The sequence below is a fragment of the Acinetobacter beijerinckii CIP 110307 genome (genome assembly GCF_000369005.1).
Taxonomy (GTDB): Bacteria; Pseudomonadota; Gammaproteobacteria; order Pseudomonadales; family Moraxellaceae; genus Acinetobacter; species Acinetobacter beijerinckii.
Genome location: NZ_KB849765.1, coordinates 373,989 through 395,538 on the forward strand (window position 1 = coordinate 373,989; position 21,550 = coordinate 395,538).

The window sequence follows — 21,550 nt, forward strand, 5'->3', positions numbered from 1 at the left end:
ATTCAACCACTTTTCAACCATTAAGTGATTTATATAACTACAAATTTGATGCCAACTTTATTTTCAATATATAACAATAACTTAAAACATATAAAAAAATTATATTAACAAAATTTGTCAAAAACTCACAATAAAATTACTTATATTACAACTTTCAAGATAATAAAAAACGCATCCGAAGATGCGCTTTTTATTATAAAAATTAGTTAATTAGTTTGCATAACGGCAGTTAGCAGGTACATATTTGAATGCTGCCTCAGCACCAGATGCTAAAGTACAACCCCAAACAATTGGCTGACCTTGAACCAACGCTGTAGGTGGTAAACCAGTTGTTGCACTAGCTACCGCTCCACTACCTGGAACTAAACGAATAGTCGAAGCTAATGAAGTAGCTAATTGACCAGCATAAGTAATTGTAATAACACCAGATGTATTTAAAACTGGAGCTGTTACATTGGTAATTTCAGCAATTGCAATTGAAGCAACATTCTCACCTGCAGTATATTCATAACCATAAGAACCAGCAACTGAAGCACCTGTACCAGCATAAGCAGCAACAGTACCAGAGTTACGAGTTGAGAAAGTTTCCGCAACAGCTGTTTTCGCAGCATTTGCTAAAGTTAGACCTTCGGTTACTTTTGTACGTACTGTATAACTTTGGTAAGCAGGAATCGCAATTGCAGCCAAAATACCGATAATCGCTACAACGATCATCAATTCGATTAGAGTAAAACCCTTTTGCATTGATTTCATAACATTTCTCCAATGTATAAATTTTTTATAAGCTTTTTTCAGCTACTTAGTATTTAGCATGTTTTATGCCAGTCCTTAGCTTAGCCAATTTTAACTCAAAAAAACAGAGACTTAAACAATATTCCTTTTGATTATTCTTAGCGCAATTTAGACGCTTAATGAAAAAAAATGACAATAAATGTCATATTTCACACTAAATTATTAACCTCCCCATCCATTAACTTTGATTATTTTCTAAGACTAGTCAAATTGAGCGAAATCGATCACACAAAAAAATATTATTTTTTATTTACCACTCATCGGATTGATTACAACATAAATGGGCTTTTAAACAAAATAAGTGATCTATATACAACTAAAAAAAAACCAAATGCCTAAAGTACATTCAACATCACTTTAGTTGAGAATAATAGGCTCATTTGGCAGTTCATTTTGATCGTTAATATCTAACTTTACATAGTACTGATCTAAAATCTGTCCAATTTCGATGACACCTTTTGTCACCGCTGGTAGATATTGCTTTTGAGCAAGCAGCAAGACCATGCTCTGGCAAATCTCGTTCCAAATTTCAGTCTGTGTCGCGTTTTTTAAGCCACGATCAATGATGATTTCGACTTTACGCTCACATAGGTTCAGATAAAGTAGCACTCCACTATTAAGCTCGGTATCCCACACTCCTAATTCAGCAAACAATTGTTGTGCGCGTAATCTAGTATTTTGCTGATAAGCCTGTGAGCAAGGTATATGTCCCTCAATCACCACCTGTATTTCACCTACATGCCCTTTTTCAGCTTGCTGCACAGCTTGGGCAATTTGTTGTCGATCTTGTTTAGTAAAATATCGATGTGTCGATGAAATATAAAAGAAATGCTTAAACCAGCGTTTTAAACTTGGTTGTACATAGTCATCCAGTTTCGGCTGAGTAATGATTTCTGTTGTATCTGTCTTAGTTACCATGATCCTGATGCGCCTCCCCCGCCAAAACTACCGCCGCCGCCGCTATAACCACCGCCACTGCCGCCGCCAAAACCACCTCCACCGCCACCGCGACCACCGCCCGATAGAAAGGTTTGGAAAATAAGTTGAGCAAGTGAAGTGATCAGTAAAAAGAAAATACCGACTCCAAGCAATAAGCTCATGAGAAAACCTGCACCGTTAACTAAACCAGCAACTGTAGCAGCCACAGCAGCCGTTGATGCACTTAATCGCTTGCCAACGATAAATGATCCGACTACACCTGCAATCAAGATAAATATTGCCATCATAAGGGTACTATCTTTTGCTTGTTGAGCTTGTATCGCTTGTTCATGGCGCTCTTTGAGTTCTTGAGCAGATTGTTGTGCGATTTCTGGATCTAAATTAACAATTCGGGTGACTTCATCCAGACCTGCCGAAATGCCTTGTGCATACTGCCCTTGTTTAAAATAAGGGGTGATCTGATTTCGGATAATTCGGCTCAATACCACATCAGGTAATACACCCTCTAAACCATAACCTGTAAGTATTTGAATGTTGCGATCATTCACCGCAATTGCTATTAATAAGCCATTATCACGTTTGGCAGAACCTAACTGCCACTTCTCTCCTGTACGCAGTGCAAAATCAAAAATCGCTTCCTGCCCAGTCGTTGGAACAATAATCACACCGATTTGAGCTTTGCCTTGCTGATACAGACTGAGAATTTTCTTATTGAGTTGCTGTATTTCAGCATCACTTAGCACTTTTGCTTGATCAATCACAGGCTGATTTAGAGTTGGTAAACCACGAATTGATTCACCTTCCTGCATATCATTGATGACCGTGGGCAATACAGGTGTTTCAGCAGGCTTTTGCGATGGTACAGTAGAAGTATTTTTTTGCTGATCTTGAATGATTTTCGCTGCGACAATTACGTCACTTTGATCTGTTGCTGTTGCAACCTCAGCCCGAACGGTATGCTGAAAACAAAGCAGCGCAAAAAAAATAATCAAAACATATTTTATTTTTTGCGTTAATTTTATCAACATACCGAACTCCCTATCTTTTAAAAACAGTTTCAACTATTAGTTAAATGAAACTGTTGGGGCTAGTTGTGCTGATTGCTCTGCTTTAAAGTTCTCTTTGGTTTTCATCCCAATGACTTTTGCTGTCATCACTTGAGGGAACTGACGAACGTAAGAATTATAATCTTGGACAGTCGTGATATAACGATTGCGTGCCACAGCAATGCGATTTTCAGTTCCTTCTAATTGAGCTTGTAAATCCCGAAAGTTTTCATTGGCTTTGAGATCAGGATAGTTTTCTGAAACAGCAATCAAACGAGATAGCGCACCTGTTAATTGGCTTTGCGCTTGTTGATATTTCTCAAACAAAGCTGGATCTTCCAATACTTCTTTATCGACTTTTAAACCTGCTACATTTGAACGTGCTTGGGTCACCTCTGTAAGCACTTGTTCTTCATGTTTAGCATAACCTTTCACCACATTAACAAGATTTGGAACAAGGTCAGCACGGCGCTGATATTGGTTCTGTACTTCTGACCAAGAAGCACTGACTGCCTCATCTTTGACTTGTAAGGTGTTATAACCGCAACCTGTAAATAGCAGTGTACTTGCTAATACTGTTGCAAGAGCGGTGTGTTTGATCATTTTCATAAAAATTTATCCTCAAGTTTTTCTTTATATTTTTTGCGATAATTCATTGTAATGAGATTTTTTGCAGGCTGTGTAACATTTATTTAAGTTGATTTATATTTAGATTAAATAAAAAAGGCATTACCCAATCATGTTGATGTAATGCCGCGCTAAGCTTTTTTGATATTTTAAAAGTTTATTAGCTATAAATTTTAGAAGCAGTCTCTTCTTGAAAACTAATCATGCCATATTCATCAGCCATTCGCGCTTTCCAATAATTGACCAATTTCGTGTAATCATGTTTGGCGGGGTGAAAATCTGCTTGGTAATAAGACAAATATTCTGGAATTAATTGCAAAAGCATTTTACTCACCAGATACACACCAAATAGATTACCACCTAACTTCGGAATACTTTTCCACTTATCTTGCCAAATTAAACGCGAGGTTGCGTAGAAAGTTAAACTCGCAAATCCAGTCGTCACACTGCGCATCAACAAACGGCGAATGCGATCATCTCCATATACTTCTTGATAAACATCAAACGCCACTGAACGATGTTCGATTTCTTCGATCGCATGCCAAACCCAAAGTTTCATCGCATCTTCGTCGAGTGTACTTAAAATTTCTGGATGTTTAAGAATATAACCACCAAGCATCGCGGTAAAATGTTCAAATGCACAGGTTAAAGCGAGCTGTAATTTCGGATGCGCTTTTCTTAAAGTGTCGTCCTGCTTTGCCAACCACGCTTGAAAACGATCAAGCTGATAATCATCCCTACGCCAAGCATCATTAAATTCAGTATGCGCTTTAGAATGCATCGCTTCTTGCCCAATAAATGCTGCGATCTGCGCTTGTAATTTGGGATCAGTTACTTTGTCTCGCACATTACGTACGCTATTTACAAAAAATTGCTCACCTATTGGAAAGGTTGAAGACAGCGCAGTCAGCAAATGCGACATAAATGGGGAGTTTGCAAAATAATGCCGTTTAATTTTTTTAGGGTTAAATTGCAAGCGTCGTACAGTGATACCCAAAGCTTTGGGACGATTTAAATAGTTTTTTTCCACATTCACATTTGCAAGAGACATCTTCATTCCCTACATCATTTTCTATACTGTTTTAGAGTATTACGCTGAGAAAACCATATGGACAGGGCAAAAATGCTTAGATCGTTTGCCAAAACTACCAAAAAGATAAGATGTAAAAAAAGCCTGCATATCGCAGACTTCCTTTTTACAAGCTTTACAGTGTATTTCGTTTACACACCTAGATAGTCCAAAATACCTTCTGCTGCTTGGCGACCTTCCCAAATAGCGGTAACTACAAGGTCAGAACCACGCACCATATCTCCACCTGCGAAGATTTTTGGATTAGACGTTTGGAATTTAAATTCTTGTTGTTCAGCCGCAACAACACGACCTGAACCATCTAATCCAACATTCGCAGAACCAAACCAATCAGCTGGGCTTGGACGGAAACCGAATGCAAGCAATACTGCATCTGCTGGTAAGATTTCTTCAGAACCAGGAATCGGCTCAGGACTACGACGACCACGACTATCAGGCTCACCCATTTGGGTAGTCACCACTTTAACACCAGTCACTTTACCATTTTCACCAACAATTTCGATCGGTTGGCGATTGAACAGGAATTTTACACCCTCTTCATAGGCATTCTTCACTTCACGGGCGGAACCTGGCATGTTGCTCTCATCACGACGATAAGCACAAGTCACATCATGCGCACCTTGACGTAATGAAGTACGGTTACAGTCCATCGCGGTATCACCACCACCAAGAACAATCACCTTTTTACCATCGACACTAATGTATTCGCTTGGGTCTTTTTCCCAACCTTGGCAACGATTGACGTTGGCAATTAAGAAATCTAAAGCATCATAAACGCCATCTAAATCTTCACCTGCGAAACCGCCTTTCATATAGGTATAAGTACCCATACCCATAAATACAGCATCGTATTCAGCTAATAATTGTTCAATCGTAACATCAACGCCAATTTCAGTATTTAAACGGAATTCAATCCCCATATCCGTGAAAATTTCACGACGACGCTTCATTACATCTTTTTCCATTTTAAATTCTGGAATACCAAATGTAAGAAGACCACCGATTTCTGGACGTTTATCAAATACGACTGGTTTTACACCACCACGCGCAAGAATATCTGCACAACCTAAACCAGCAGGGCCTGCACCAATAATCGCAACTTTTTTATCGGTCCATTTCACGCCAGACATATCTGGACGCCAACCTAAAGCGAAAGCAGTATCATTGATATATTTTTCAGCATTACCAATCGTCACCGCACCAAAACCATCATTTAAGGTACATGCACCTTCACATAAACGGTCTTGTGGGCAAACGCGACCACAGACTTCTGGCAAGGTGTTGGTTTGATGGCAAAGTTCAGCTGCTTGGAAAATTTGACCTTCCGCAATCAGCTTTAACCAGTTTGGAATGTAGTTATGTACAGGACATTTCCATTCACAATATGGGTTACCACAGCCTAAACAACGATGGGTCTGATTTGCAGCCACTTCCGCAGTAAAGGGTTTATAAATTTCCACAAACTCTGCTTTGCGGACAGTAATATCTTTTTTCTCTGGATCTTGGCGTGCTACATCCAGAAATTGAAAGTCATTATTGAGGCGTTCTGCCATGTCTCTCTCCGTGGGTAGGCGCAGCGATGTCCTTCATCTCTGCACCTGCCTATGTCTTTGCAGTCGTGGAATTATTGTGGGTCAGCTTGAGTTGTTTTCAAAAGCGTTTGCAAATTAGCAGCTTTCGGTTTTACAAGCCAGAACTTACGACTATAGAAGTCGAACTCGTTACGGATTTTATATGCCCAAGCACTTCCTGTTTCTTGAATGTGTTCATCAAGAATACGAAGCAGGTTTTCTTTATGATCTTCCATCGCTTCTGTCGAGATTCGATTTAAATCAATGAGCTCATGGTTATAGTAGTCAACAAAATCGTTATCAAGGTCAAGCACATAAGCAAAACCACCAGTCATGCCCGCACCAAAATTATGACCTACTTTACCAAGTACTGTTACCACACCACCTGTCATATATTCACAACAATGGTCGCCGGCACCCTCAATGACCGCAAATGCACCTGAGTTACGAACTGCAAAACGTTCGCCCGCAGTACCCGCAGCAAATACTTTACCGCCAGTCGCACCATACAAACAGGTGTTGCCAATAATTGCTGTATTTTGCGTTTGGAAAGGCGAACCTTTTGGTGGGAAGATCGATACGCGACCCCCTGCCATACCTTTACCGACATAGTCGTTGGCATCACCCTCAAGTTTGATATGCAAACCACCCGCATTCCAAACACCAAGCGATTGACCTGCTGTACCGACAAGATTCATCACAACTGGGCTATTTTCCATACCCAAGTTACCGTAGCGACGTGCGATTTCACCTGAAATACGCGCTCCAATCGAACGGTCACAGTTACCCACCGTGAAGTTAAACGAACCGCCTGTACCTGCTTCAATAGCTGGCAACATTTCAGCGACCATCTTCTCAGCCAATACACCTTTATCAAACGGCGCATTACCTTGAACTTGGCAATACTGCGCTTTACCTTCAGCAGAAGGATGAGAGGTTAATAAAGCACTGAGATCAAGATGCGCATGCTTGTCTGTTTCACCCGGTAGAACTTCAAGCAAATCAACACGACCAATCAAGTCTTTAAGTGATGCAACACCTAATGCAGCTAACAATTCACGCGTTTCTTCAGCAATAAATTTGAAGAAGTTGATTAGCATTTCTGGCTCGCCAATATAATGCTCTTGACGCAAATGATCTTGCTGCGTTGCAACACCTGTCGCACAGTTATTCAGGTGGCAAATACGCAGGTATTTACAACCTAATGCGATCATTGGTGTAGAACCGAAACCAAAGCTTTCAGCACCTAAAATTGCTGCTTTGATTACATCCAGACCTGTTTTTAAACCACCATCAGTTTGTACGCGAACCTTACCACGCAAATCATTGACACGTAGTGCTTGATGCGCCTCACTTAAACCTAATTCCCATGGCGAACCTGCATGGTGAATTGATGAAAGTGGAGATGCCGCTGTACCACCGTCATACCCTGAAATGGTAATGAAGTCTGCATACGCTTTTGCAACACCTGCCGCAATCGTTCCGACACCCGGCTCAGATACTAATTTCACTGAAACCATTGCTTGAGGATTGACTTGTTTCAAGTCAAAAATCAATTGTGACAAATCTTCGATTGAGTAAATGTCATGGTGTGGCGGTGGAGAAATCAGCGTCACACCTGGTACTGAGTAACGTAAACGTGCAATTAAGCCATTCACTTTACCACCTGGTAACTGACCACCTTCACCTGGTTTTGCGCCTTGTGCAACTTTGATCTGCAATACCTCAGCAGAGGTTAAGTACGCAGGAGTTACACCAAAACGACCTGAAGCGATCTGTTTAATTTTCGAGTTACGGATCGTGCCATAACGTGCAGGGTCTTCACCGCCCTCACCTGAGTTCGAACGACCACCAATTGTGTTCATTGCAATGGCAATAGCTTCGTGTGCTTCTGGAGACAATGCTCCCAGAGACATACCCGCAGAGTCGAACCGAGGAAGAATATCTTCAATGCTTTCAACTTGATCAATAGCAATTGAATTTGTCGTTTTTAACTTAAATAAGTCACGAATCGTAGCGATTGGACGGTTATTAACAAGCTCAGCATATTCTTTAAAGTCTTGGTATTGACCTGAACGTACCGCCTTATGCAGTGAATTAATCACGTCTGGGTTGAACGCATGGTACTCTTTACCAAATACAAATTTGAGTAAACCACCCTGATCAATTGGCTTACGATGTTGCCAAGCAGTCGTTGCCAATTTCTTTTGGTCATTTTCTAAATCAACAAAAGTTGCACCTTGGATACGGCTTGGTACGCCAAGGAAGCATTTATCAACCACTTCAGAAGATAAACCGACCGCTTCAAATAATTGACCGCCACGATAAGAAGCAACTGTAGAAATACCCATTTTAGAAAGAACTTTGAGCAAGCCTTTCTCGATACCTTTACGGAAGTTCGCTTGTGCGTGAATTGGATCACCCAACAATTCGCCTTTAGCAACCAAATCATTGATGACATCATAAGCTAAGTACGGATAAACCGCTGTCGCACCAAAACCAAGTAATACTGCAAATTGATGTGGATCACGAGCAAAACCAGTTTCAACTAAAATGTTCGCATCAGTACGCAAACCAGTTTTAATTAAATGATGGTGAACTGCACCTGTTGCCAATGCTGCATTTGCAGGCAAGTAACCTTCACGGAAATTTTTATCCGTTAATACAATGAGTGTTTTACCATCACGAACAGCTTGAGCAGCCTCTTCACAAATACGCGCAATTGCTGCTTGTAAGCCTTCGGCTTCTGCATAGTTCAAATCGATATCGACAACGCCATAACCTTCACGTTCTTTTTCAACATCACGAAGTTGCTGCATTTTTGAGTTTGACAATACAGGACTTGAAATAATGATGCGGTCAGCGTGCTCAGGACCTTGTTCGAATACGTTTTGTTCACGACCTAAACACGTTTCCAAAGACATCACGATCGATTCACGTAATGGATCGATTGGTGGATTTGTGACTTGTGCAAACTGTTGGCGGAAATAGTCAGACACATGACGTACTTGACGCGACAATACAGCCATTGGCGTATCATCACCCATTGACCCGACAGCTTCCTGACCACTTTCTGCAATTGGACGCAAAATTTGATCACGCTCTTCAAATGTCACCATAAACATTTTCTGCGCTGCTTTTAATGCATCACCTGTTAAGCCTTGATCAATTAATTCCTCTTCAAGCTGCGGATTTGCCTGTAGGCGAATCGCATGATCACGTAACCATTCACGATATGGGCGCATATTTTTAAGATGATTGCTGACATCTTTAGTCTCAAGCACTTTACCAGTCAAAGTGTCGACGACTAAAATTTGACCAGGACCTACACGACCTTTAGATACCACATCTTCAGGTTCATAGCCCCACACACCAATTTCAGATGCCAGTGTGATGTAATCATTTTTGGTAATAACCCAACGTGCTGGACGCAAACCATTACGGTCAAGCATACAAATCGCATGACGACCATCTTGGATAACTAATCCCGCAGGGCCATCCCAAGCTTCCATATGCTTAGAGTTAAACTCATAGAACGCACGTAAATCCGCATCTAAAGTTTCAACGTTTTGCCATGCAGGTGGAACAAGCATACGCAACGCGCGGAATAAATCCATGCCACCACCGACAAGAATTTCAAGCATATTATCTAAGCTTGATGAGTCTGAACCTGTACGGTTCACAATCGGTGTTAATTCAGTTAACCCTGGCAATAATGGGTTTTCAAATTTTGGAGTACGCGCCAATGCCCAATTACGGTTTGCAGTAATGGTATTGATTTCACCATTATGAGCAAGGTAACGAAATGGCTGAGCCAATGGCCAGCGCGGCAATGTATTTGTTGAAAAGCGTTGATGAAACACCACAATGTGTGATTTCAAACGTTCGTCTGCTAAATCGGTATAGAAATCAGCAATTGCTGCTGGCATCATCAAACCTTTATAGCTGATCACTGTAGTCGCTAAAGTAGTGACATAGAATAGTGGATCATTTTGTAATTGTTGTTCTGCACGACGACGAGCTAAAAAGAGTTTACGATTAAACTCAACTTCAGTTAAACCCATTGGGCAGTTAACCAAAATCTGTTCAAACACAGGTAAAGATTGCAATGCAATTTCACCTAAAGCGTCATTATTTGTTGGTACAACACGCCATGCCGCAACAGTCAGACCGGCAGCTTCCATTTCTTTATTGAGGATGTTTTTTGCATTCTGAGCTAAAGCAGGGTCAATATTTAAGAATACTGTACCAGCCGCAAAAATCTCAGTCAGATTGGTTCCAAGTTTTTGAGCTTCTTCGCGGAAAAACTGTTTAGGCATAGCCAACAACAATCCGCACCCATCTCCTGTTTTACCATCCGCGGCAATACCACCACGGTGCGTCATGCAACTTAAACTGTGAATCGCAGTTTCGACCAGATGATGGCTTGATTCACCCTTCATATGGGCAATCAGACCAAAACCACAGTTATCCTTAAACTCATCAGGTTGATATAAACCTTGAGCGGGAGCTACAGTATTAGGCGATGGCATGTGCATAGCGTACCCTTCTTTCAACATGGCTCTTTCGAGCAACAAACAATCAATTCATTTTCTGCGATATTGCCGACCAACTCATATAAAGTTCAATGCTTCGCGAAAACATTTTTACTGGCGGATTTGCAATATACGCCTTTCTTTTCCAAGAATCAGCGCATTTACCATATAAAGTGTTTTCAGTTATTACACCTTCACAAATGTTTGTAAAGCATAAAAACTTTCCATTTCACTAAATTTATGAATCATTTAGCACAAAAAAGGGCAATAAGCAGACAAATTAGCACCACAACTAAGCAAAAAACATACCAAGTTATTATTTTTTTACTAAATCATTAAAAAAGTTAAAATAATATTAAAAAAAAGAGGGGTAGAAATTATTAAAATGCAATGAAACGCACCAAAAAAAAGCCAATAGCTTCAAATAAGAACTAAAATTGACCAATAATGGTGCATTTTAATTAAACGGATCACTCACTTCTCGGCGTGAAGAATCTGAACTTTCTTTTAATTTTTCTGCATTTTGCGCACTAGATGGCTCATTGCGTGGCAATTCCGTTTGACTACGCTTCACATTGACAATATTACCCTCAGCATCTCTTTGTGTAACTGTTGTTCGCACCGAAGTAGAGGCATCTCGCGCCATCTCTGGAGCTATGGTCTTTTGAGTCTGATTTCCTAGTAGCAAGGTCTCATCAATCTTAGGAAGTGCAGCTGGCTTTAACTGAATTGCATACAATTGATTTGCAGCTGACTTCATTTCATCAGCACCTAAATCATTTACAAACTCAGAATATACTGACAACTGCTGTGCTTTGGGCTGAATGGTCTGAGGAAGCTGTAATGCTAACTGATTAAAACGGCGTTTAGCCTCTTCGTCATTAGAGAATACGCCATAGGATAAAACATATTGTTCAGCTTGATCTTCACCACTCAAGCGAAAATATAAAAACTGTTTTCGATCTGCTCGATTGAGTAAAAAGTTTTTGACAATTGCTTCGTCAGAACTACGAAATATTTCCATCGTCCATTGACGTTGATTCTCTTTAATAAACTTTGTTCCACGAAACTCAGGCGCATGCTCGTTAGAAACCACAACACGTGTGCTTAAATCTAAAGGTTGCACCTCATCTGACAATGCACCTAAATGAGTCATCGCTGTAACCTTTTCAGGTTGAATTTGTACCTGAACCTCAGATTTTGACTGAGGTTCAACCTCAGTCAAAGCATCACTGTCCGTCACAGCCCAAAACACCAATGCAGCGACTAAGCAAGCAATAGCAAATACTAACCAGCTATATTGTTGTATATTTTGCCAAATTGATCGTGACGCAGTCATGCCCTTTCCAACACTTTATTTATGCAGATTGATTTTCAAGAATAGATTGTTTCATTAACTCAAGATCAAAGTCTTTGGTAATTACTGCTTGACCTAACTTTTTCAGTAATACCAATCGTAATTGACCATTTAAGACTTTTTTATCATGTGACATATAAGCCAAAAATTCATCTAATGGAATTTCGGGACATGATATCGGTAAATGAGCACGTTGAATGATTTTTTTTGTACGTTCAACATCATCTGAAGAAATCCACCCCAATCGATAGGATAAATCAGCAGCCATCACCATCCCTGTTGCAACGGCCTCACCATGCAACCAAGTGCCATAGCCAAGATACGATTCAATCGCATGACCAAAGGTATGACCTAAATTTAATAAGGCTCTTTCACCTTGTTCTTTTTCATCATTTGCAACTATTCTTGCTTTGTGCGCACATGAGCGATATACCGCCTCTGCAAGCAAATTAGCATCTCGGGCAACTAAAGAGTCAATGTTTTGTTCCAACCAAACCAAAAAATCCACATCACCTAATAAGGCGTATTTAATTACTTCTGCCAAACCTGCAGATAACTCTCGATCTGGTAAGGTATCGAGTTGTGCCATATCAGCCAGCACCACTTGTGGTTGCTGAAAAGCACCCAGCATATTTTTGCCCAAAGGGTGGTTGATTCCCGTTTTCCCACCCACACTCGAATCCACCTGTGACAATAATGTTGTCGGGATCTGAACGAAGTTCACTCCCCGCTGAAAACATGCTGATGCAAAACCAGCCATATCACCCACTACACCACCACCCAATGCCAACACGGTACAATCCCGATTAAAACCAGCTTCAAGCAATGCATCAAAAATTAAGTTCAGATGTTGGATATCTTTATATTTTTCCCCATCTGGCAAAATACATTGTGCAATTTGCTTATCCAATTGGGTTAATGCATCCACATAATGTTGTAAATATAAGGGAGCAACCGTCGAATTTGAAACCAACATTACTTGTCGACCAAACAAATAAGGCTTTAATAATTTTTTTGGATCTAAATGACTTCCAATAAAAATTGGATAACGACGATCGCCCAACTCAACATGTAATGTTTGCATAACCCAAAAACCACTAAACTTGTTTAGATAAAATAACTTGTAAGATACGTTGTGCTAGATCTCGAGCAGCACCTTGATTTGTTTCGATAATATAATGTGCAACTTCACGATACAATGGATCACGTGCCTCCAATAAGTCACGTAATTTTCGCTCTGGATTTTCTACTTGTAATAATGGACGATTTTTATCGCGATAGGTTCGCTGTAATTGTAGTTCTACAGGCGTATATAGATAGACCACAATACCGCGTTGTTTTAAAAAGTTTCGATTTTCAGCTTGTGTAACCGCACCACCACCAGTGGCTAAAACTAGCATAGGACGATTCGTTAATTCATTCAGTACATTCGTCTCTCTGAGACGAAATCCCATTTCACCTTCTTTTTCAAAAATCCATGGAATAGTAGCACCTGTTTTTCGCTCGATTTCATGATCACTATCAATAAAATCTCGACCTAACAATTCTGCTAAATGTCGACCAACCGTTGTTTTACCTGCCCCCATTGGCCCTACCAAATATATATTTGGTAGGGATTCAAACGCTTTGCTTGGCAACGCGCCACCTATATTAATTGCGATTATTGAAAATATATTAATGATTTCTCGTCAAAGTGTCATTAACAATTCTCGGTGTCACAAAAATTAAAAGTTCACGTTTGCTATCTTTCTTTGTATCGCGGCGGAACAATTTCCCTAGGTAAGGAATATCACCCAAGAAAGGAACTTTAGTTTGCGAGTTGAGATTTTCTTGCTCAAAAATCCCACCTAACACAACAGTTTCACCGTTATCAACCAATACATTGGTATCAATTGAATTTTTATTAATCGTTAACTGACCTGTAGGTGTCGGTTGTCCTGGTGCATCTTTGGTGATATTCAACTTCATCATCACCTTACCTTCAGGGGTAATACTTGGAGTGACATCCAAGCTTAAAGTTGCATTAATAAACTCAGTTTTTGGCACTGCATTTGCGCCGCCACCCGAGGAAGATGCATAGGGAATTTGTGTACCAGACTCAATTTTTGCAGATTGCTTATCAGCAGTCATAACTTTTGGTGTTGAAATCACCTCGCCATAACCATCAGCTTGAACTGCTGAAAGCTCTAAATCCAACATAAAATCAGACAAACTAATCAAACCAAAAGCAATACGACTTGCACCAGGAGTCACAGCACCTAAATCTATATTTAAATTGTCTGGGCGTTCAATCTCATACTTCCATCCCCCAGTATCACTATCTTTTTCTGGTTTTCTCAAATTCCAAAGTGTCGTATCACTTCCGCCGACTAACAGATCATTATTTCTGGTGATTCCTTGCGACAAAATACCCCATTTAACTCCCATTTCTTTGGTAAAATCTGTACTAGCACTTACGATTCGAGCTTCAATCATCACTTGCTTTACGGAAACATCCAGTAAATCTACCATTTTTCTAATTTTATCAATATTTTGAGCAGTATCATTTACAATTAAAGTATTTGTTCTTGTGTCCGCGACAGCACTACCCCGAGGGCTTAATAAACTTTCCAAGGCAAGAGAATCTGAGTTTGATGTCCGATTTGCCATCGCGCCTTTACCATCACGAGAATCTTCAATCAACTTCAAGATATCAACTGCTTTCGCATAACTAAGTTTAATATACTCAGATTGAATTGGAGATAATTTAATACTCTGTGCAATGGCTTTGGCTTCTTCTTCTTCTGATTTAATTAGCTCAGAAACAGGAGCAATCCAAATTACGCTTCCATTACGACGTTTATCTAGATTCTTGGTTTTAAGCACGATATCTAATGCTTGATCCCAAGGCACATCTTTTAAACGCAAAGTAATATTACCTTGTACAGTGTCAGCAGCCACCATGTTGATGCCAGTAAAATCCGCAAGCAATTGAAGGACTCGACGAACTTCAATATCCTGAAAATCTAGGGAAATCTTGTTTCCAGTATAGATTTGCGATTTTGCTTTTGCAGGTGACTTATCTTCAGGGCGTTTTAGGCTAATGGTTAATTTATTTTCAGCCTGATAAGCCATATATTCATAGCTACCTGCAGACTGAATAGTAATAACGCCATTACCTTTATCATTATAAGCATCAATACTGGCAACAGGCGTTGCAAAATCATTGGTATTCAAACGACGTGCAAGATGGGTCGGAATCTTATTCCCCATGGTCCGAACAACAATCTTACTACCTTGCTGTTGTACATCAACTGGCGTGTTGCCGCCCAATAAATCAATAACAACTAAACCTTCACCTTGATTTCCTCGCTGAAAACCAATATTAGAAACTCCTTGCTGAGGCTGTCGTGCAATTGTCTGAGTTGCACTTGTTGCTGAAGGTCGAGCTGAATTAATTTTTAAAACAAAGGTATTTCCTTCGACACGTGTTGTAAAGGCGCCCGCATCTTTCAAATTCACAATAACACGTGAGCGTTGATCATCAGCAGCTACCTCGACAGAACTCGCTTCTGCCGTAGATACAGGGATTGAACTTTGTTTCAATGTCTGCTGTGCTTTATCAAAATCTAAAATTAAGCGTGCAGGTTGTTCCAGTTGATAAGCTTGTGGCTGCGGAGGCAAGCCATTAAACATGACTCGAATTTCCGTTCCTTGCTCAGCTAAATTCATAGGTACAATATTCGTCATACTGACCTGTGCGGATGCTATTTGCATCATAGCAATAGCGACAGCACCCATAGAAAATTGACGGAATGCATGATTCATGGTCTTCGCTTCCCCAAATAAAGAATCTTTAAACTGTTTTTTCATTGTTATTCCCTTAATCTTACGGTGCTGGCCCGATTAAAACGAGTGTTCTTGGTCTCTCCACATAACCTTCTCGCCCATCTGGAACAATTTCAACCAAATCTATCTGAGTCGGGCTGATTTTAATAATTCGCCCTTGATTCATCCCCAAATAACTTCCGACCTGTACACGCTCAATTTGTCGATCAGGTGTTTGAATTAATGCAATCGTGTCATTTCCTTTACCACGCATACTACCTTTCATATTTAATGATTCAAGAGCGTAGCTTTCAAGTGGCTGTGGTTGACGATTAAAATTCGGATAAACACGTTTTCCTGCCATGATTTTCAATTCTGCGGCTAAAGAACTTGGCATAAATGGGCTTTTTAACTGATGAGCAGAATAATTAAATAACGGTACAGGGGTGAAAATTGGCGCAGGCTCAATCGGTAATGGCGGTTGATTACGAATGTCAGCCATTTGTTGATTGACCGCATCAATACGCGAGTCACAACCAACCAAACCAATCCCAACGAACAAAGTAAGTAATAATTTATTTTTATTCATTACTATTTTCCTCCTTGAGCAGGTGGATTTGTAGCAGGTTGAGCTGCAACATCAGCATTCGCTTGTTCATCAGCACCAACATAACGATAGGTTTTAGCTTTTATTGAATAATTCACAACTGGAATATCAGACTTTTTCTCTTTATCAGCAGATGCTTCAACAGTAAAGTCATGCAAAGTTACGATACGCGGTAATGCTGCAATCCCTGTCACAAAAGCACCAAAAGCATGATAATCACCTGTAGCATCAATACTAATCGGCTGCTCAATAAAAAACTCTTGCTTCACTTCATTTTCTAAGCGGATATTCTTAAATTTCAGTCCAGAATTAACACCTGTCAAATTAATGTCTTCGACTAAACTCGGAATCTCAGTTTCTTTAGGCAGCTGTTCGAGTTGCTGATTAAAGTTCGCTTCCATCTCTTGCAATTGTGCTTGATATTGTTGCAAATTACGCAACTTAGATTCTTTTTCACGAAACTCGTTGAGTAAACTTTGTTCTTTCGCTTGTGCGTTAGCAATTGATTCTAATTGCGACTTAATCACTACAAAATAACCGAGAGCGCCAACAGCTAAGAAAATAAAAATCCAAGTGGTAATCTTGACAGATAAAGGCCAACTGCCATAATTATTCATATCCAAAGTATTAAACTGTTGGAAGAACTGCTCCACCGTCATTTTCTTTTTCTTTGCAGCAACGGTGTCTTGATTTAAATCATCTGATTTATCTAGGTTCATTTCGCCACCCCTACTGTTCCTGATGCAACGGCTTCTAATGCAGGATCAGCTTGTTCCGTCGTACCGATCTCACCTAAATCTACAGTGACAACAAAGCTTCCATAGTTTTCTTCGACGCGAGGAACCAGTGAGCTTGCGGTTTTATCTTTTTTCTCTTCCGCCGCTAAAAACGAGTTCATAAACGCATTACGATACCAAGGCGAAGCCTCTAAATTACGTAGTAATTCAGCGACTGTATTTGGACTTTCCGCTTTTCCTTCAATCGAAAATTTATCACCTGTCCGACTAAATTTTGTAATGTACATTGTTGGTGGTGTTACTCGAACCAACTCATCTACCAAACGAACAGTAACAGGACGTTGACCTTGTAAACCTTGGATTAATTTCATTCGCTCGATAATTGCATTACGACGTTCTTGCAAACCATCAAGCGCTTTTAATTGTGTATCTAAGTTTTGATTTGTACTTACAATCAGTTGATTCGCCTGCTCTTGATCATTCAACTTATGATCAAAATACATCCATCCAGAAAATACAGATGCAACCCCTAATGCAGCGACCCCAACACAAAATGCGACAAACTGTTTCTTTCTTTGTTCTCTTAGCTCATCACGCCAAGGGAGTAAATTAATCTTTGCCATTAATCAAAACTCCTCAATGCTAAACCACATGCCACCATTAATGATGAGGCATCGTTTTCTATTTTTTTAATATCAATTTGCGGAGAAAAGCCCATTTGTAAAAATGGATTGGCAATCGTTACACGGTAACCGAGTTTTTGTTGTAATAACTTCGCTAAACCAGGAATATTTGCATTACCACCAGCCAGCAAAATATGATCAATTTCATTAAATTGTGACGAGGAGAAGAAGAACTGTAGTGAACGTGCTGCTTGTTGTACAACAGCATCTAAAAACGGTTCAAGAACTTCGGTATCATAATCATCTGGAAGCGTTCGTTCTTTTTTCGCTCGACCCGCCTCTTCAAAAGACAAACCATATCGAGTTTGAACATCTTGGGTCAATTGTCGCCCACCGAAGACTTGTTCTCGCGTATAAATGATTTTACCTTTCTGCATCACAGATAGCGTTGTCATGGTATGACCAATGTCTAGAATACCAACAGTATTGGCACCCATTGGAAGTGTGTCTGAAAACACACTAAATGCACGCTCCATGGCATAACTTTCAACATCAGCAATTTTAGCAGTCAATCCCGCAAGTTCTAAAACTTCTACTCGTGTATCAACATTTTCGGTGCGCGTTGCCACCAAAAGGACATTCACTCGGTTTGGATTGGCCAATTTGTCAGATAAGACTTCAAAATCAAGACTAACTTCATCTAATGGGAACGGAATGTATTGCTCGGCATCCATGCGAATTTGAACTTCTCGTTCATCTGCTGTCATGTCAGCATCCATCTCAATGGTTTTATGAATCACCATTGAGGTAGGTACCGCAATTGCCACATTCATGGTATGCGGATTCGCAAGATTCACCACTCTTTCAAGGGCATCACCTACTGCTTCTGGATTTAAAATGCTTTTTTCGACAACACTGTTTTCAGGCAGCGGCATCACAGCATAACTTTCAACCCAATATCTACCGTTCTTTACAGAGAGCTCCAATAATTTAACAGTTGTCGAACTAATATCGACCCCCACTAACCCCTTATTTGGTTTACGATATAACCTGAGCACAGTACTTTCCTATTTATTTTTTTATCCCCAAAAATACAACCCACTAATTTGTTTTGGTCTTTAATTAATACGGATACAATATCTCATCTAACAATCCGTATGTCTAAAGGATATACTGACCACAATTAGTTTGCCATTCGCTCTTATTAAAACTTACTTATTATGAAAAAGCTATCCAGTTCTGGTATTGTTCGCCCATTTTTTTTGATCATTATTATTATCTTAGTCTCACTTCCAATGGGATTTTATGGCATGTATCTCTATCTCGCGCCATCACTGCCAGATATGAGCTCATTAAAAAAGGCGCCTTTATTAAAACCATTACAGGTATACACGGCTGATGAGAAGTTAATTGCAGAGTATGGGGGCAAACTTTCTATTCCTGTCACCTATGAGCAAATTCCACCAACATTTATTCATGCATTCTTAGCAGCTGAAGATTCTTCCTTTTTTGAGCATAATGGCATTAGCTTTAAAGGACTCGGGCGGGCTATTACCGAATCAGTAACAGGTTCTGATGTCCAAACTGGGGGCTCAACCATTACCATGCAGGTGGCAAAAAACTATTATTTAAGCCCAGAACGTACATTACGACGCAAACTCACTGAAGTATTTCTTGCTCGAAAAATTGAACAAAATCTAACAAAACAAGAAATTCTAAGCTCATATGTAAATAAAATCTTTTTAGGTAAAAATGCTTACGGAATTGCGGCAGCTGCGCGGATTTATTACAACAAAAACATTAACCAGCTTACGATCGCGCAAATGGCAATGATCGCAGGTCTCCCTAAAGCACCCTCAAAATATAATCCTGTCGTCAATCCAGAAAGAGCGCTGGAACGACGAAATTGGATTTTAGGTCGCATGTTACAACTGGGCTATATTAATCAAGGGCAATACCAAAAAGCAGTCGCTGAACCTATTAATTTAAATATGATTGATCGCTCAGTCAGCAATGTATTTCCTTATGTAGGTGAGATGGTTCGCTCTGAACTGGTTCAACATTTCGGTGAGCAAGCGATTGATTCTGGGTATAAAGTCTATACGACTATCGATAGTAATCGTCAACGTTATGCAGAAAAGTCTATACAGGATGGACTTGAAGCCTATGATCGTCGTCATGGTTGGCGTGGTCCTGAAGCACATGACAAACCCTTGAATGAGTTTATGGCGTATGCGAATACCTACCCTGCACAAGTGGTAAAAGTAAATAAAAATTCTTTTGATGCACTCATGCAGGATGGTTCAACTGTTACTGTAAATTGGTCTGGCATGTCATGGGTTCGACCTTATCGCAATGCCAATAGTGTGGGTGGCGGTCCATCAAATGCATCCCAAATTGTTAAAGTAAAAGATATTATTCGCTTACGCCCAAATGAAAACAAAACAGTATGGTCTTTAGTTCAGGTTCCTAAAGTTCAAGGACAATTGATTGCCTTAAATCCAAATGATGGTGCTATAGAGGCCGTCGTCGGTGGTTATAATTTTTATCAATCTAAATTTAACCGTGCTATTCAAGGATGGAGACAACCTGGCTCAACCATTAAACCTTTCGTTTACGCATTGGCTTTAGAGCGTGGCATGACACCCTATAGCATGGTCAATGACAGTCCGATTACCATTGGAAAATGGTCACCAAGAAACTCAGATGGCCGCTATCTTGGCATGATCCCTTTGCGAAGAGCTTTGTATTTATCTCGAAATACGGTTTCTGTTCGCTTACTACAAAATGTTGGAATCGAACGTACACGCCAGTTATTTATGGACTTTGGTTTACAAGATGAACAAATTCCACGTAACTACACAATTGCGCTAGGTACACCACAAGTACTTCCTATTCAGATGGCAACGGGTTATGCCACTTTCGCAAATGGTGGTTATCGCATTCAGCCACATTTTATTAAACGAATTGAAGACGCGGCTGGCAAAGTCATTTATGAAGCAAAACCTGACTATGCATGTATTCCTTGCATAAGTAATCCAGATGCTAATTCACAAGCATCTTCAGAATCAGAGCAAGGTACTGTACAAGAAATTACCAATCAAACATTAGAGGGGCAAGCAGCTGTTTCAGAGCCTACAATTACAACCTCTAGCATCGAGAATACCAATAAAACAAATAGCGACTATCGCCAAGCGCAACGCATTCTTAAATCAAGTTCCGCTTACGATATGGCAAATATTTTACGTGACGTGATTCAACATGGTACAGGTCGTGCAGCACTTAAAATCGGTCGTGATGATTTAGGTGGTAAAACAGGTACAACCAACGATGCAAAAGATGCATGGTTCGCTGGATTTAATGGAAAATTGGTTGCCGTTGCCTGGGTTGGATTTGATCAGCCTAGAACATTAGGTCGCAGAGAATATGGTGGTGTTGCTGCGCTCCCAATTTGGACAAATTTCATGGCGAGCTCACTCAAAGATACGCCTTCGGCATGGGTTCGCTTGGATAAAGATGCTAAAGATCCAATTTCTCGTGATCAAGTGCAAGTCCAACAAAATGAAGATAAAAAAGAATATCGTGCTTCACCACCATTGGCTCGCCCACTCTATCGTCCAGCTCCACCAATAGCACCACGCTCAACTGAAAATGACTTTTCAGATCTACCTGGCACAACGCCTTCTGCTAATGAAGAAATTATTGTCCCATCAAGAACCCAACCACCAACGATGGGATCTGGTGCTCAACCAACCAAATCCCAAAAAGAAAGAGATGGAATTGAAAATCTAATCAACGAAATCCAGTAACACAAAAAAG

General features: G+C 40.1%; 16 protein-coding genes. 1 reads left to right on the forward strand and 15 read right to left on the reverse strand.

Annotated elements, in window-relative coordinates; genetic code table 11:
• Positions 1-210 precede the first annotated feature (210 nt).
• The 15 genes from F933_RS07375 to F933_RS07445 form a co-directional block, all read right to left on the reverse strand.
• A complete protein-coding gene (locus F933_RS07375) occupies positions 211-744 on the reverse strand; it encodes a pilin (protein ID WP_378236438.1) in 534 nt (177 codons plus the stop codon).
• A gap of 405 nt (positions 745-1,149) precedes the next feature.
• Positions 1,150-1,710, reverse strand: coding sequence for a TPM domain-containing protein (locus F933_RS07380; protein ID WP_005059924.1), 561 nt, complete (start codon positions 1,708-1,710; stop codon positions 1,150-1,152).
• The gene (locus tag F933_RS07385) at positions 1,704-2,759 is read right to left on the reverse strand and encodes a TPM domain-containing protein (protein WP_005059925.1); all 1,056 of its coding nucleotides are present in this window, start codon (positions 2,757-2,759) and stop codon (positions 1,704-1,706) included. The genes F933_RS07380 and F933_RS07385 overlap by 7 nt, the downstream gene beginning before the upstream one ends.
• Before the next feature lie 36 nt (positions 2,760-2,795).
• Positions 2,796-3,386 (reverse strand): LemA family protein, encoded by a 591-nt coding sequence (locus tag F933_RS07390; RefSeq protein WP_005059927.1) that lies wholly within the window; start codon positions 3,384-3,386, stop codon positions 2,796-2,798.
• A gap of 178 nt (positions 3,387-3,564) precedes the next feature.
• Positions 3,565-4,455, reverse strand: a complete 891-nt coding sequence (locus F933_RS07395; protein ID WP_005059930.1) for a metal-dependent hydrolase — start codon at positions 4,453-4,455, stop codon at positions 3,565-3,567.
• A gap of 170 nt (positions 4,456-4,625) precedes the next feature.
• On the reverse strand, positions 4,626-6,047 hold the full coding sequence (locus tag F933_RS07400) for an FAD-dependent oxidoreductase (protein ID WP_005059932.1): 1,422 nt from the start codon (positions 6,045-6,047) through the stop codon (positions 4,626-4,628).
• A gap of 71 nt (positions 6,048-6,118) precedes the next feature.
• Positions 6,119-10,597 carry a glutamate synthase large subunit gene (gene gltB / locus F933_RS07405; RefSeq protein WP_171065953.1) on the reverse strand — a complete coding sequence of 1,493 codons (4,479 nt, stop codon included), beginning with the start codon at positions 10,595-10,597 and terminating at the stop codon, positions 6,119-6,121.
• A 460-nt stretch (positions 10,598-11,057) separates the two neighbouring features.
• Positions 11,058-11,939, reverse strand: a complete 882-nt coding sequence (locus F933_RS07410; RefSeq protein ID WP_005059936.1) for a hypothetical protein — start codon at positions 11,937-11,939, stop codon at positions 11,058-11,060.
• 19 nt (positions 11,940-11,958) lie between these two features.
• Entirely contained in the window at positions 11,959-13,041 is a 1,083-nt protein-coding gene (gene aroB / locus F933_RS07415; protein ID WP_005059938.1) for a 3-dehydroquinate synthase, read from the reverse strand.
• A gap of 13 nt (positions 13,042-13,054) precedes the next feature.
• Positions 13,055-13,621 carry a shikimate kinase AroK gene (aroK, locus tag F933_RS07420; protein ID WP_155757334.1) on the reverse strand — a complete coding sequence of 189 codons (567 nt, stop codon included), beginning with the start codon at positions 13,619-13,621 and terminating at the stop codon, positions 13,055-13,057.
• A 10-nt stretch (positions 13,622-13,631) separates the two neighbouring features.
• Positions 13,632-15,764 carry a type IV pilus secretin PilQ gene (locus F933_RS07425; protein ID WP_378236437.1) on the reverse strand — a complete coding sequence of 711 codons (2,133 nt, stop codon included), beginning with the start codon at positions 15,762-15,764 and terminating at the stop codon, positions 13,632-13,634.
• A 61-nt stretch (positions 15,765-15,825) separates the two neighbouring features.
• Entirely contained in the window at positions 15,826-16,353 is a 528-nt protein-coding gene (locus F933_RS07430; protein ID WP_005052211.1) for a pilus assembly protein PilP, read from the reverse strand.
• A gap of 2 nt (positions 16,354-16,355) precedes the next feature.
• The gene (locus tag F933_RS07435; protein ID WP_005052213.1) at positions 16,356-17,090 is read right to left on the reverse strand and encodes a type IV pilus inner membrane component PilO; all 735 of its coding nucleotides are present in this window, start codon (positions 17,088-17,090) and stop codon (positions 16,356-16,358) included.
• A complete protein-coding gene (locus F933_RS07440; RefSeq protein ID WP_005059945.1) occupies positions 17,087-17,731 on the reverse strand; it encodes a PilN domain-containing protein in 645 nt (214 codons plus the stop codon). The genes F933_RS07435 and F933_RS07440 overlap by 4 nt, the downstream gene beginning before the upstream one ends.
• A complete protein-coding gene (locus F933_RS07445) occupies positions 17,731-18,789 on the reverse strand; it encodes a pilus assembly protein PilM (RefSeq protein ID WP_005052218.1) in 1,059 nt (352 codons plus the stop codon). The genes F933_RS07440 and F933_RS07445 overlap by 1 nt, the downstream gene beginning before the upstream one ends.
• A gap of 162 nt (positions 18,790-18,951) precedes the next feature.
• Between F933_RS07445 and ponA the strand changes: the two genes are divergently transcribed.
• Positions 18,952-21,540: a penicillin-binding protein PBP1a gene (gene ponA, locus F933_RS07450; protein ID WP_005059947.1), complete on the forward strand. Its 2,589-nt coding sequence runs from the start codon at positions 18,952-18,954 to the stop codon at positions 21,538-21,540.
• The last annotated feature ends 10 nt before the right edge of the window (positions 21,541-21,550 follow it).

Coding starts and splice junctions, on each gene's coding strand:
- F933_RS07375 (WP_378236438.1), bottom strand. CDS start 744: ATGCAAAAGGGTTTTACTCTAATCGAATTGATGATCGTTGTAGCGATT.
- F933_RS07380 (WP_005059924.1), bottom strand. CDS start 1,710: ATGGTAACTAAGACAGATACAACAGAAATCATTACTCAGCCGAAACTG.
- F933_RS07385 (WP_005059925.1), bottom strand. CDS start 2,759: ATGTTGATAAAATTAACGCAAAAAATAAAATATGTTTTGATTATTTTT.
- F933_RS07390 (WP_005059927.1), bottom strand. CDS start 3,386: ATGAAAATGATCAAACACACCGCTCTTGCAACAGTATTAGCAAGTACA.
- F933_RS07395 (WP_005059930.1), bottom strand. CDS start 4,455: ATGTCTCTTGCAAATGTGAATGTGGAAAAAAACTATTTAAATCGTCCC.
- F933_RS07400 (WP_005059932.1), bottom strand. CDS start 6,047: ATGGCAGAACGCCTCAATAATGACTTTCAATTTCTGGATGTAGCACGC.
- gltB (WP_171065953.1), bottom strand. CDS start 10,597: ATGCCATCGCCTAATACTGTAGCTCCCGCTCAAGGTTTATATCAACCT.
- F933_RS07410 (WP_005059936.1), bottom strand. CDS start 11,939: ATGACTGCGTCACGATCAATTTGGCAAAATATACAACAATATAGCTGG.
- aroB (WP_005059938.1), bottom strand. CDS start 13,041: ATGCAAACATTACATGTTGAGTTGGGCGATCGTCGTTATCCAATTTTT.
- F933_RS07425 (WP_378236437.1), bottom strand. CDS start 15,764: ATGAATCATGCATTCCGTCAATTTTCTATGGGTGCTGTCGCTATTGCT.
- F933_RS07430 (WP_005052211.1), bottom strand. CDS start 16,353: ATGAATAAAAATAAATTATTACTTACTTTGTTCGTTGGGATTGGTTTG.
- F933_RS07435 (WP_005052213.1), bottom strand. CDS start 17,090: ATGAACCTAGATAAATCAGATGATTTAAATCAAGACACCGTTGCTGCA.
- F933_RS07440 (WP_005059945.1), bottom strand. CDS start 17,731: ATGGCAAAGATTAATTTACTCCCTTGGCGTGATGAGCTAAGAGAACAA.
- ponA (WP_005059947.1), top strand. CDS start 18,952: ATGAAAAAGCTATCCAGTTCTGGTATTGTTCGCCCATTTTTTTTGATC.